This is a genomic window from Tepidimonas sp. (genome assembly GCF_036824975.1).
GTDB lineage: Bacteria > Pseudomonadota > Gammaproteobacteria > Burkholderiales > Burkholderiaceae_C > Tepidimonas.
The window spans coordinates 1-11,564 of record NZ_DAISZC010000069.1 but is presented as its reverse complement, the minus strand read 5'-3'; the positions used below and the strand labels follow the sequence as shown (position 1 = coordinate 11,564).

The 11,564-nt window shown below is 68.1% G+C and carries 10 protein-coding genes; 7 read left to right on the top strand and 3 right to left on the bottom strand.

The features are described 5' to 3' along the window. Window positions 1-75: 75 nt before the first annotated feature. Window positions 76-960 (bottom strand): CaiB/BaiF CoA-transferase family protein, encoded by an 885-nt coding sequence (locus V7Z54_RS08265; RefSeq protein ID WP_334135765.1) that lies wholly within the window; start codon window positions 958-960, stop codon window positions 76-78. Between the two features lie 131 nt (window positions 961-1,091). Here V7Z54_RS08265 and pyk point away from each other — a divergent pair, with 131 nt between their 5' ends. Next, entirely contained in the window at window positions 1,092-2,525 is a 1,434-nt protein-coding gene (gene pyk, locus V7Z54_RS08260) for a pyruvate kinase (RefSeq protein ID WP_334135764.1), read from the top strand. Between the two features lie 23 nt (window positions 2,526-2,548). Here pyk and V7Z54_RS08255 read toward each other — a convergent pair whose 3' ends face one another. Further along, entirely contained in the window at window positions 2,549-4,045 is a 1,497-nt protein-coding gene (locus V7Z54_RS08255) for a DUF294 nucleotidyltransferase-like domain-containing protein (protein ID WP_334135763.1), read from the bottom strand. Window positions 4,046-4,142: 97 nt separating this feature from the next. On the opposite strand from V7Z54_RS08255, the gene V7Z54_RS08250 reads away from it, so the two are divergent. The 5 genes from V7Z54_RS08250 (at window position 4,143) to glpK (ending at window position 9,196) form a co-directional block, all read left to right on the top strand. After that, window positions 4,143-4,439 carry a hypothetical protein gene (locus V7Z54_RS08250; RefSeq protein WP_334135761.1) on the top strand — a complete coding sequence of 99 codons (297 nt, stop codon included), beginning with the start codon at window positions 4,143-4,145 and terminating at the stop codon, window positions 4,437-4,439. Continuing rightward, window positions 4,436-5,014: a tetratricopeptide repeat protein gene (locus V7Z54_RS08245; protein ID WP_334135760.1), complete on the top strand. Its 579-nt coding sequence runs from the start codon at window positions 4,436-4,438 to the stop codon at window positions 5,012-5,014. Before V7Z54_RS08250 ends, V7Z54_RS08245 begins: the two co-directional genes overlap by 4 nt. 92 nt (window positions 5,015-5,106) lie before the next feature. After that, the gene (locus tag V7Z54_RS08240) at window positions 5,107-5,364 is read left to right on the top strand and encodes a DUF4212 domain-containing protein (RefSeq protein WP_334135759.1); all 258 of its coding nucleotides are present in this window, start codon (window positions 5,107-5,109) and stop codon (window positions 5,362-5,364) included. A 2-nt stretch (window positions 5,365-5,366) separates the two neighbouring features. Continuing rightward, window positions 5,367-7,493, top strand: a complete 2,127-nt coding sequence (locus V7Z54_RS08235; protein ID WP_334135758.1) for a sodium:solute symporter family protein — start codon at window positions 5,367-5,369, stop codon at window positions 7,491-7,493. A gap of 203 nt (window positions 7,494-7,696) precedes the next feature. Continuing rightward, a complete protein-coding gene (gene glpK, locus V7Z54_RS08230) occupies window positions 7,697-9,196 on the top strand; it encodes a glycerol kinase GlpK (protein ID WP_334135756.1) in 1,500 nt (499 codons plus the stop codon). A 284-nt stretch (window positions 9,197-9,480) separates the two neighbouring features. Here glpK and V7Z54_RS08225 read toward each other — a convergent pair whose 3' ends face one another. Then, window positions 9,481-10,509: an asparaginase gene (locus V7Z54_RS08225; RefSeq protein ID WP_334135755.1), complete on the bottom strand. Its 1,029-nt coding sequence runs from the start codon at window positions 10,507-10,509 to the stop codon at window positions 9,481-9,483. 137 nt (window positions 10,510-10,646) lie between these two features. On the opposite strand from V7Z54_RS08225, the gene V7Z54_RS08220 reads away from it, so the two are divergent. After that, window positions 10,647-11,555, top strand: a complete 909-nt coding sequence (locus V7Z54_RS08220) for a phosphoribosylaminoimidazolesuccinocarboxamide synthase (RefSeq protein ID WP_334135753.1) — start codon at window positions 10,647-10,649, stop codon at window positions 11,553-11,555. Window positions 11,556-11,564: the final 9 nt, after the last annotated feature.

The window sequence follows — 11,564 nt, the reverse complement described above, 5'->3', positions numbered from 1 at the left end:
TGGAGATGCTGGAGGGCAAGACGCTGCCGGCGGTGGAGGTGCTGCAGCGGCGGGCGCGGGGCTAAACGCTGTGGCCTAGGCCAACGTCACCCATGGCAGGTCGTGGGCCCGCGCCAGGGAGTCGAGCTCGGCACGCGAGCGGATGCTAAACCATGCCGCCAGCGCCTGGGCCGTGGCGGGCTGCAGGCAGTCGTCGGGTGTCAGGGGCCCCAGACCCGTCACCTCGCCCACGCGGCGCGCGAAGTGGGGCTCCAGTGCCGCCACCGCCACGCGCCCGTCGGCGCAGGCATAGACGCGATAGCCGGCGTGCGCGCCGCCCAACAGGGCGCCGGGTGCGGTCAGCCCCCAGCAGCGGGGCAGCGCCAGCCAGGCAGCGGCCTCGGCCAGCGCCACGTCGCGCACGACGCCGTGGCCCGTGGCATCGCGTTGGCGCAGAGCAACCAGCACCGCCTCAGTGGCCAGCAACGCTCCCCCCATGTCGGCCAGCAGGCTGGACGGCAGGGCCAGCCCGTCCAGCAACCCGGCTTCGGCCTGGTACGTCAAGTCGTGTCCGGCTTCCTCGGCGCGTGCGTCGACGGCGCCGACGATGCGCACCAGCGACAGCCGCGGCCAGCGTGCCTGCAGGCTGGCCGCATCCAGCCCCAGCTTGGCCAGGGCCGACGGCCGAAACGACGTCAGTAGCACGTCGGCGCCAGCCAGCAACCGCTGCAGACGGCGCTGGCCCGCTGCGGTCTTCAGATCCAGCGTGACGGTGCGCACACCACGGTGCATCTGGATGTAGGCGACAGCACAGTAGCCGCGCATCGGGTCGCCGGTCGGCGGCTCGACCTTGGTACAGCGCGCCCCCAGCGCGCGCAGCCTCTGCAGCGCGGCGGGGCCGGGCAGATTCAGCGCCAGGCTGACAACATGGATGCCGCGCAACGGTTGCGCAGTTCGATGGTTTCGTTCGGATTTCGTCATCGTTGCGGGCCTTGCGCGTGCGGGCACAGTCATCGAAAGGTCAACCCGGTGGCGTACGATAGCGCACGCTGTGGTTGTGTACCGGCGCCGTCGGCGTTGGGCGCATGCACGGCTCGATGACGGGAGTGTCCATGTCACTGCGTGCCACCAAAATCGTCGCCACCCTGGGCCCGGCGTCCGACGCGCCGGAGGTGATCGACGCGATGATTGCCGCTGGCGTCGATGTCGTGCGGCTGAACTTCTCGCACGGCAGCGCCGACGACCACCGCCAGCGTGCCGAGCGGGTGCGCGCCGCCGCGCAGCGCCACGGCCGTGAGGTGGCCATCATGGCCGACCTGCAGGGACCCAAAATCCGGGTCGGGCGCTTTGCCCATGGTAGGGTGATGCTGAGCGAGGGCGCGGCGTTCGTGCTGGATGCGGCACGCACCGAGCCGGGTGATGAACACGCCGTGGGGCTGGACTACAAGGAGCTGCCGCGCGACGTGGTGCCCGGCGACGTGTTGCTGCTCAATGATGGCCTCATCGAGCTGGAGGTGGTCCGTGTAGAGGGCGCGGCGGTGCACACGCGCGTGCTCACCGGCGGTGAGCTGTCCAACCACAAGGGCATCAACAAGCGCGGCGGTGGCCTGACGGCACCGGCGCTGACGCCCAAGGACATGGCCGACATCGCCACCGCCATGGCGCTGCACGCCGACTACGTGGCGGTGAGCTTCCCGAAAAACGCCGACGACATGCGGCTGGCACGGCGGCTGTGCGAGGAAGCCGCGGCCGACGGCCACCGCCCGGGTCTGATTGCCAAGATCGAGCGCGCCGAAGCGATTCCCGAACTGGAGGCGATTTTGCTGGCCAGCGACGGCATCATGGTGGCGCGCGGCGACCTGGCGGTGGAGGTGGGCAACGCCGCGGTGCCCGCGCTGCAAAAGCGCATGATTGCGCTGGCGCGCGCGCACGACCGATTGGTCATCACCGCCACGCAGATGATGGAGAGCATGATCCACGCGCCAGTGCCCACGCGCGCCGAAGTCAGCGACGTGGCCAACGCCGTGCTCGACGGCACCGACGCGGTGATGCTCAGCGCCGAAACCGCCGCCGGCAAGTATCCGCTGCAGACGGTGCGCGAGATGGCGCGCATCTGCCTGGCCGCGGAACAGGCCTACCACGACGCGCTGGACCACGACTTCATCGGCAAGCGCTTCGAGCGCATCGACCAGTCGATCGCCCTGGGGGCGCTGTTCATCGCGTCTCACCTGCAGGCGCGCGCCATCATCGCGTTGACCGAATCGGGCTCGACGCCGCTGTGGATGAGTCGGCACACGGTGGACATCCCCATCTTCGCCATCACGCCGCGCGTCAGCACCGCGCGCCGCTTGGCGCTGTACCGCAATGTGCACGCACTGCGCATCAGCGGCGGCAGCGCCGACCGCGACACTGCGCTGGTGCAGGCCGAACAGCAGCTGCGGGCACGCGGTCGGTTGCAACCGGGCGACCGCTACGTCATCACCGCGGGCGAGCCGATGGGCACGCCCGGCGGCACCAATATGCTCAAGGTCGGTCAAGTAGCCTGAGGCAGCGCTGCGTCCGGTTCGCGTCAGCGCAAGTAATCCAGCGCCAGCCGCTGCTGCAGGGTGCGCACGGCATGCAAGGCCGCTTTCAGGCTTTGTGCCGCCACCGCATCCAGTGTCGCGACGTCGATGCGGTTGGGTGCGGTGTCCTCCTTCGGGTCGACTTGGTGCGCCAGCCGCAGGGCCTGCAAATGGTCGAACGCCGCCACCCAGTCCTGTACTTCGGCTTCGGGGGCGCCGGCCACCGCGCCCCCTTGCAGCAGGCGCTGGCGCGTTTCGGTGGCGGCCACTCCGTGGGCCAACGCCAGAATGCGGGCGGCCTCGACGATCAGGCCGGTGCCGTGCAGCTTCAGGTCGAACCAGCGGTGTGGCCCCTCGCGGCGGGTACGGATACCGCCATGCCACAGCAGCGGCACCGGGTGCTCCAAGTGGGCCTGCGCCATCAGCCGCAGAAAGCGCGGCGTGCGCCGCACGCGCTGCAACACCTCGGCGCGCAGCGTCTGCACCCAGTCGGCGCGGCCGGCGATCGCCCGCAAATCGAAAAACACCGCCGCCTGTAGCAACTGACGCGGCGTGCCGCCCTCGATCCAGGCGGCAAAGCGGGCGCGCCATTCATCCAGCGTCAAGCAACACTCTGGCTGGCCGGCCATGATGCCCCCTTTGCACAGCGGATAGCCGCAGGCATCCAGCGCCTCGTTGACAGCGCGACCGAATGCCAACCAGCGCGCACGCTGCGCCTCTACCGACTGGCCCGACTCGACGGCAAAAATCAGCGCGTTGTCCTGGTCGGTGGCCAGCGTTTGCTCGCCGCGTCCTTCCGACCCCAGCGCCACCCAGCACATGGCTTCGGCTGACAGCGCATGCGCCTGTAGCTGCCACGCCACCAGGCGCTGTGTCAGGCGATCGTTGAGCGAGGCGATCAGTCCGGTGAGCACGCGCGCGCGCACCCCTTGGCGCTGCAGGTGCCGCGCATAGTCACGGATGGCTGCAGCCGCCTGCTCAAACTCGGCCAGCGTCGCCGCACGGTCGATGGCGTGACCGACGTGCTGCAGAGTATGACGCTGCAGGGCAAACAAGTCGCGCTCGGAGACAATGTTGATCAGCTGACCCTGTCCGTCCAGCACCGGCACGTGGCGAATGCGCTCGCGTGCCATCAGCAGCACGGCATCGTGCAGCGTGTCATCGGCGCACAAGGTATGCACCGGCTGGCTCATCACACGCGCGCTGGGCTCCTGCAGCCCCACCCCAGGTAACACGATGCGCTCCAGCACGTCGCCGCGGGTCAGAATGCCGGCCAGCCCTCCCCGCGCGTCGAGCAACAGCACCGAGCCGACGCGACGCGCGCTCATGGTCTGCAATGCATCGCGCAACGGTGCGTCGGCGGGCAACACCACCGGGTTGCGCCGTGGGAGATCGCCTAAGCGCCAATCGAGATGGGGCGTGCCGAGCGCCGACCCATCCGAAGACGCACGGCCGCCAGACACTGGGTTGACGAGGGGTTGCGGCACCAAGGGCTTGGCCATGGCTTAGGACTTTCCCTAGGTTGGCGGGGTTTGTAAGGATCTGGTAAGGGTTAACGCGCGACCATCGTGCACCACGGTCATTCGTCTGCTTCTCGCCATGCTGTTGTGGCTCAACGCAGCACAACTGGTGTTGTACATCGGTCTGCTGGCCCTACTGGGACAGGGGGCCCTGTATATCATCGCCGGTCGGCGCCGCGAAGGCAATCTGTTTTACCAGTTGTTTCAGGTGCTCAACCGACCCTGGGTTGGGGCGGCGCGCTGGATCGCTCCCCGCCAGTTGGCGCCGCGGCTGCTGCCGGTGGTGGCGTTTTGTGTCATGGCCGTGCTGTATCTGGCCGTGACGCTGGCCAAGATCGAACACTGCGTGGCCATCGGGATGGAGGGCTGCCGATGACAACGACCACTGCGGTGGGTTGGGCTCTGTGGCGGGCACGCTGGTTCATCTGGTGGCGGCGCGAGGATCGGGCACTCGCCGTGGTGCAAGCCGCACTGCGCCAGCACCCCAACGACGCACAGCTGCTGGCCTATGAGGCGCATTTGCTGGCCGAACTGCAACGACCGCGCGAGGCGCTGGCGGTGCTGGCCCGCCTGGTGCAGGTGGCGCCCGACGGCGCCGCCCATTGGTTCAACCAGGGATTTCTGCAGGAACGGCTGGGTGAGCTCGACGCCGCCGAGGCGAGCTTCCGGCAGGCGCTGACACTGGACGAGCGGTTAGACCGCGCCTGGTACGGGCTGGGCCTGGTGCTGATGCGCTTGGGCCGACTGGATGAGGCCCTGGCCGCGCTGCGCCGCAACACCGAATTGCAACCCATGAGTCCGTATGCCTGGTACCAGATGGCCCGGATTCATGCCGACCGGGCGGAAGCCGAGGAGGCGGTGCGCATCATTCGCCACCTCCAGGGCTTCGAACCGCGTGTCGCGGCCCAGCTGGAACGCGAGACGGGGTTGCGCGCGGCGCAGACAGCCTAAGCGCTGCGGGTTGCAAGGGGCGGCGGCACACAAACCGCCGAAAACGGTGGGGGCGGGTTGCCTGCCCCTCAATGGCAATGAGGAGACAAGCAATGCAACTGTCCGAAGCGCACCAGCGCTACTGGCAAAAGAACCTACGTATCACCGGCATTTTGTTGGTGATTTGGTTCTTCGTTACCTTTGTGGTCGGGTTTTTTGCCCGCGATCTCAACTTCAACTTTTTCGGCTGGCCGTTTAGCTTCTGGGTCGGTGCGCAGGGCGCGCTGGTGGTTTATGTGGCCATCATCGGCTTTTATGCGCGTTACATGAACCGGCTCGACCGTGAATTCGGCGTCGCTGAGGAGGAGTGATCATGGCTGGACTGACGCCTGAACCGGCCGGCGGGGTGTTTTCCGCCGGCAGTAACGCCGCCTTCAAGAAACAGCTCAACAAGGTGTACGGTTGGTACACGGGAGGCTTTCTGATCTTTGTGGTGGCGCTGGCCATTCTCGAGCAGATCGGGTTGCCCAAGCAGTGGGTCGGCTACATCTTCTTGTTAGCCACTGTGCTGCTGTATGCCGGCATCGGCATCATGAGCCGCACCAACGATGCGGCCGAGTACTATGTCGCGGGTCGGCGCGTGCCGGCCATCTACAACGGCATGGCCACCGGTGCCGACTGGATGTCGGCGGCCAGCTTCATTGGCATGGCCGGCACGCTGTACCTGACCGGCTACAGCGGGCTGGCCTTCATCATGGGCTGGACCGGCGGCTACTGCCTGGTGGCGCTGTTCCTGGCGCCGTACCTGCGCAAGTTCGGCCAGTTCACCATCCCCGATTTCCTGGGCGCGCGCTACGACGGCAACACGGCGCGGCTGATCGGCATCCTGATCGCCATCTTCGTGTCGTTCGTCTACGTGGTGGCCCAGATCTACGGGGTGGGCCTGATCACCACGCGGTTGACCGGCGTGGCGTTCGAGATTGGCATCTTCCTGGGGCTGGGCGGCATTTTGGTGTGCTCGTTCCTGGGCGGCATGCGCGCGGTGACCTGGACGCAGGTGGCGCAATACATCATTCTCATCATCGCCTACTTGATCCCGGTGGTGTGGCTGTCGGTCAAACAAACCGGCTTCCCCGTGCCGCAGCTCATTTACGGCCAGCAATTGCAGAAAGTCACCGAAGCCGAGCAGCGTCTGATCAACGACGCGAAGGAAAAGGAGGTGATCGAGATCTTCAAGAAGCGGGCCGAGGAGCTGGGTGAAAAACTCAAGGACGTGCCGGCCGCGCTGGCCGCGGATCGCGCCGCCGCTCAGAAAAAACTGGAGGAGCTGCGCGCCGCCAACGCGCCGGCCGACCAGATCGCCGCCGCCCAAAAGGCACTCGACAGCCTGCCCAAAGACGAGGCAGCGGCCAAGGACGCCTGGACCAAGGCCAAAGCGGCGGCAGAAGCTCGCGCCAAGCCGCTGGCCGGCATGCCGCGCCACGCGCAGCAGTTCGCAGGAGACCCTAACGGCGATGAGAAGGCGCAAAAGACCTTCAATGAGTCGCGGCGCAACTTCCTGGCGCTGGTGTTCTGTCTGATGCTGGGCACCGCGGCGCTGCCGCACATCCTGATGCGTTACTACACCACGCCGTCAGTCAAAGAAGCGCGCGAATCCGTCACGTGGTCGTTGTTCTTTATCTTCCTGCTGTACTTCACGGCGCCAGCGCTGGCGGTGCTGGTCAAGTACGAGGTATTCAATGTCCTGGTGGGTACCCCCTTCGACAAACTACCCGACTGGATCGCCAACTGGAGCAAGGTCGATGCGGCGCTGCTGTCGGTCAGCGACGTCAACGGCGACGGCATCTTCCAGCTGGGCGAGATGCGCATCGGCGGTGACATCATCGTGCTGGCCACGCCCGAGATCGCCGGGCTGCCTTACGTGATCTCGGGCATGGTGGCCGCCGGCGGTCTGGCGGCGGCGCTGTCCACCGCCGACGGGCTGCTGCTGACCATCGCCAACGCGCTGTCGCACGACCTGTACTACAAGATGATCGACCCGAATGCCCCGACCTCGCGCCGGGTGATGCTGTCGAAGATCTTGCTGCTGATCGTGGCGCTGATGGCCGCCTATGTTGCATCGCAGAAGCCGGCCGACATCTTGTTCCTGGTCTCCGCGGCGTTCTCGCTGGCGGCGGCGGGCTTCTTCCCGGCGCTGACGCTGGGCATTTTCTGGAAGCGGGCCACCAAGTGGGGGGCGATTCTGGGAATGATCGCGGGCTTTGGCATCACGTTCTACTACATGGCCACCACGCAGCCCTGGCTGCGCAGTGTCTTTGGCGTCACCAGCCCGGTGGCGGACAACATGTGGTGGGGTATCCAGCCGATTTCGGCGGGCATCTTCGGTGTGCCGCTGGGCTTTGCGGTGATCATCATCGTCAGTCTGCTGACGCCGGCGCCGAAGCGCGAGATCCAGGAGCTGGTCGAACACGTGCGCTTCCCGAACCTCAAGCGCGCTTGAGTCGACCGCCACCGGTTGCGGCGAACCGTGGCCCTGCACCGCGGTTCGCCGGGTTTGCCGCCGGCCAAGGCCGGCGGCCTTTTCTTTGGGGGGCGGTGGCCACGGCGGGGCGGCCAACACCGGGGCCGGCGCGTGCCGACGGTGGACGTACGCACCCACCTCAGTGCTGTCGCCCAAGCGACGACGCTTTCGGAGACGACGACATGGGCCGTTATCTGCTTGCGCTCGATCAGGGCACATCCAGCTCGCGCAGCCTGGTATTCGACGACGACGGTCGCCTGCTGGCGCTGGCCCAGCGCGAGCTGCGGGCGCACTATCCGCAGCCGGGTTGGGTCGAACAAGATCCCCTCGAGATCTGGCAGACACAGCTCGACACCGCGCGCGCCGCCCTGGCCCAGGCCGGTTTGCGCGCGCACGATCTGGCGGCCATCGGCATCACCAACCAGCGCGAGACCACCCTCGTGTGGGATCGCCGCAGCGGCGCGCCGCTGTGCCCAGCCATCGTCTGGCAGGACCGCCGCACCGAGCCCCAGTGTGCCCGCTGGCGCGCGCAGGGTCTGGAGCCGCTGGTCCACGAGCGCACCGGGCTGCGCATCGACCCGTATTTCTCGGCATCCAAGCTGCACTGGATATTGACGCACGTGCCGCAGGCGCGCGCACGTGCCGTCCGTGGCGAGCTGGCCTTCGGCACCGTGGACAGCTGGCTGCTGTGGCAGCTCACCGGGGGGGCGGTCCACGCCACCGACGTCAGCAACGCCTCGCGCACCCTGCTATTCGACATCCGGCGCCACTGTTGGGACGAGGCGCTGCTGAGCGCTTTCGAGATCCCTGCCGCGCTGCTGCCGGCGGTGCGGCCCTCGTGCGCTGATTTCGGTCTCTGCCGCGCTGAACTGCTGGGTGCCGAGGTACCGATCGGTGGCGTGGCGGGCGACCAGCAAAGCGCGCTGTTTGGCCAGGCCTGCTTGGCGCCGGGGCTGGCCAAGAATACCTACGGCACGGGCTGCTTTTTGCTGCTGCACACCGGCAACACCCCACTGTCCAGCAGCAACGGCCTGCTCAGCACCGCCGCTGCCCAAACCGAGGCTGCCCGCCCCCAGTATGCGCTGGAGGGCAGCGTTTTCGTGGGCGGGGCCGTCGTGCAGTGGCTGCGCGACGGCTTGCGCGTCATCGGCACCAGCGCCGAGGTGCAGCCGCTGGCGGCCAGCGTCCCCGACGCCGGTGGCGTCATCTTCGTGCCGGCTTTCACTGGCTTGGGGGCTCCATACTGGGCGCCGCAGGCGCGCGGCGCCATCGTTGGCCTGACACGCGGCACCACCGTGGCGCACATTGCGCGCGCTGCGCTGGAGAGCATCGCCTTCCAGAGCGCGGTGCTGCTGCAGGCCATGCAGCGCGATGTGCAGGCGCACGGCGGCGGGCCGCTGACCGAGCTGCGCGTGGATGGCGGTGCCAGCGTCAACGACCTGCTGATGCAAATCCAGGCCGACCTGCTGGGCATCCCGGTGGTGCGCCCTGCCGTCACCGAAACCACCGCGCTCGGTGCCGCCTATCTGGCCGGCCTGCAGGCCGGGGTGTTCCGCGGAGTAGACGATGTGTGCGCGCGCTGGCGGGCCGAACGCACCTTCTACCCCACGCTGTCGCCACCGGAAGCGCAGGCGCGGCTGGCGCAGTGGGAACATGCGGTACGTCAGGTGCTGACTCCCTGACCGCCATCGGCGGCCGCATCCGCCGCGGCGGCGCCTGCCCGGTCCAGCCGCCACGCCGGACGGTGGTCCGCTCCGTACAATGAGTGCCGTCTGCGGCAGACTTCCATGGCGCTTCTATCCATGCGCAAACTGCTCGACCATGCCGTCGAGAACGGCCATGGCATCGCAACCTTCATTGTCAACCACCAGGAGTAGGCTCTGGTCATCATGTCGGCGGCCCACGGGGTCGTGCGCTCGACCGCTTAGCGCGACCCACCGACGCCGAGGAAGCGGCGCGCAGCGCATCACGGCTGGTATTGCGGGCCGAGCTCTCCGCACCAGTTGCGCCCGAGTTCTGCGCGCACCGTGGCCGCGTCGGCCCCGCCGGCCAGCAACACGTGCAGTTTGGCCCACGCGGCCTCGGGCGTCATATCGGCCAGCGGCACCACCCCGGCGTCGGCCAGCACCGAGCCGGTGGCATAGGCACCGGGATCGACCGCCCCGTGCCAGCACTGGGTGACGTTGGCCACTACCACCCCCCGCGCCGAGGCGTCGGCCAGCGCATCCAGAAAAGCGCGGTCCTGGGCGGGCACGTTGCCCGCGCCGTAGCTGTGCAACAGCAGCGCGCGCACCCGCGCATCGGCGGTGAGGGCGCGCACCGCCACCGCCCCCAGTCCCGGGTGCAGCGCCAGCGCTGCCACGGCCCTGTCATCGAATGGGGGTGCGGCAAACCGACGGCCGTGGGACCAGCGCCACAGGCGCTGCCGGTGCAGCGCCACCGCGATGCCGAGCTCGGCCAGCGGCTCGTCATTCGGGGCCGCGAAGGCGTCGAAGCGCTGCGCCGACACTTTACGTACCCGGCAGCCGCGCCACAGATGGCGGCCGAAGCACACCGCCACCTCGCGCACGTCCGCACACGCCGCCAGGGTCAGCGCCGCACACACATTAGCCAGCGCGTCGCTGCGCGCCACACCCAGCGGTACCTGGGCCCCGGTCAAGATCACCGGCTTGTCCTGCCCGCGCAGCATGAAGGCCAACGCCGCGGCGCTCCAGGCCATGGTGTCGGTGCCATGCAGCAGCACGAAGCCGTCGTAGTCATCCCAGGCTGCCTGCAGCGCCTGCGCCCACGCGCGCCAATGAGTCGGGCGCAGATCGGCGCTGTCGATGGGCGGCTGCTCCAGCACATCAAACGCTGGCAGGGCATCGGCCGCTGCACCCGCACCCCGCAGCGCGTGCCGCAGCCGCTCACCCAAACCCGGGGCGGGCACATAGCCACGGGCAGAGGCCACCATGCCGATGGTGCCGCCGACAGACAAAATCAAGATGCGGGTCATGGGGTGCAGATCCGTGCGATGGGGGAAAGGACGGTGACGGGGCAGCCCCGGGCACCGGGTAGGGCACGGCGGCGCGCTGCGCGCTGCGGCGATAATGCCGCCCGGGCGCACGCGCGCCAGCCTCCGGGGCCGAGTGTATGACCACTGCTTTGCACACCTCTCACCTCACCTCGCTACCGCTACTGGCGCGCGGCAAGGTGCGCGACAACTACGCCGTCGGCGACGACCGTATTCTGATGGTGGCCACCGACCGCATCAGCGCGTTCGACGTCATCATGGGCGAGCCCATCCCGGGCAAGGGCGAGCTGCTGACCACGCTGAGCCTGTTTTGGTTCGACAAACTGGGCCCCAAGGGTGCCAACCTGTGCCCTATCCACCTGACCGGCGAGGACCCGGAAAGCGTGGTGGCCCCCGAGGAGCGCGAGCAGATACGCGGGCGATCGATGCTGGTCAAGCGGCTGCAACCCATCCCGGTGGAAGCGGTGGTGCGCGGCTACCTGGCCGGCAGCGGCTGGATGGAGTACCAGCAGTCGCAGGCGGTGTGCGGGGTGCCGCTGCCGCCGGGCCTGCGCAACGCCTCGAAACTGCCCGCGCCCATCTTCACCCCAGCGGCCAAGGCCGCGGTGGGCGAGCACGACGAAAACATCACCTTCGACGAGATGGCCCGGCGCATCGGCGGCGGGCTGGCTGAGCGCATCCGCGACATTTCGCTGCGGCTGTATCAGACGGCCAGCGACTATGCCGCCAGCCGGGGCATCCTGATTGCTGACACCAAGTTCGAGTTCGGGCTGGATGCCGACGGAACGCTGACGCTGATGGATGAGGTGCTAACACCCGACTCCTCGCGCTACTGGCCGGCCGAATCGTACGCTGAGGGCAGCCAACCGCCCAGCTTCGACAAGCAGTATCTGCGCGACTGGCTGGAGCAGGTGCGCATCGACGGCCGCCCGTGGAACAAGACACCGCCCGCGCCGCCCCTGCCGCCAGAGGTGATTGCGCAGACGGCCGCCAAGTACCGCGAGGCGCTGCAGCGCCTGCTGGGGTAAAGATTTAGG

What these genes read in the sequence shown, in the direction of transcription:
- V7Z54_RS08265 (WP_334135765.1), bottom strand. Translation starts at nt 960, where the DNA reads ATGACGAAATCCGAACGAAACCATCGAACTGCGCAACCGTTGCGCGGC.
- pyk (WP_334135764.1), top strand. Translation starts at nt 1,092, where the DNA reads ATGTCACTGCGTGCCACCAAAATCGTCGCCACCCTGGGCCCGGCGTCC.
- V7Z54_RS08255 (WP_334135763.1), bottom strand. Translation starts at nt 4,045, where the DNA reads ATGGCCAAGCCCTTGGTGCCGCAACCCCTCGTCAACCCAGTGTCTGGC.
- V7Z54_RS08250 (WP_334135761.1), top strand. Translation starts at nt 4,143, where the DNA reads ATGCTGTTGTGGCTCAACGCAGCACAACTGGTGTTGTACATCGGTCTG.
- V7Z54_RS08245 (WP_334135760.1), top strand. Translation starts at nt 4,436, where the DNA reads ATGACAACGACCACTGCGGTGGGTTGGGCTCTGTGGCGGGCACGCTGG.
- V7Z54_RS08240 (WP_334135759.1), top strand. Translation starts at nt 5,107, where the DNA reads ATGCAACTGTCCGAAGCGCACCAGCGCTACTGGCAAAAGAACCTACGT.
- V7Z54_RS08235 (WP_334135758.1), top strand. Translation starts at nt 5,367, where the DNA reads ATGGCTGGACTGACGCCTGAACCGGCCGGCGGGGTGTTTTCCGCCGGC.
- glpK (WP_334135756.1), top strand. Translation starts at nt 7,697, where the DNA reads ATGGGCCGTTATCTGCTTGCGCTCGATCAGGGCACATCCAGCTCGCGC.
- V7Z54_RS08225 (WP_334135755.1), bottom strand. Translation starts at nt 10,509, where the DNA reads ATGACCCGCATCTTGATTTTGTCTGTCGGCGGCACCATCGGCATGGTG.
- V7Z54_RS08220 (WP_334135753.1), top strand. Translation starts at nt 10,647, where the DNA reads ATGACCACTGCTTTGCACACCTCTCACCTCACCTCGCTACCGCTACTG.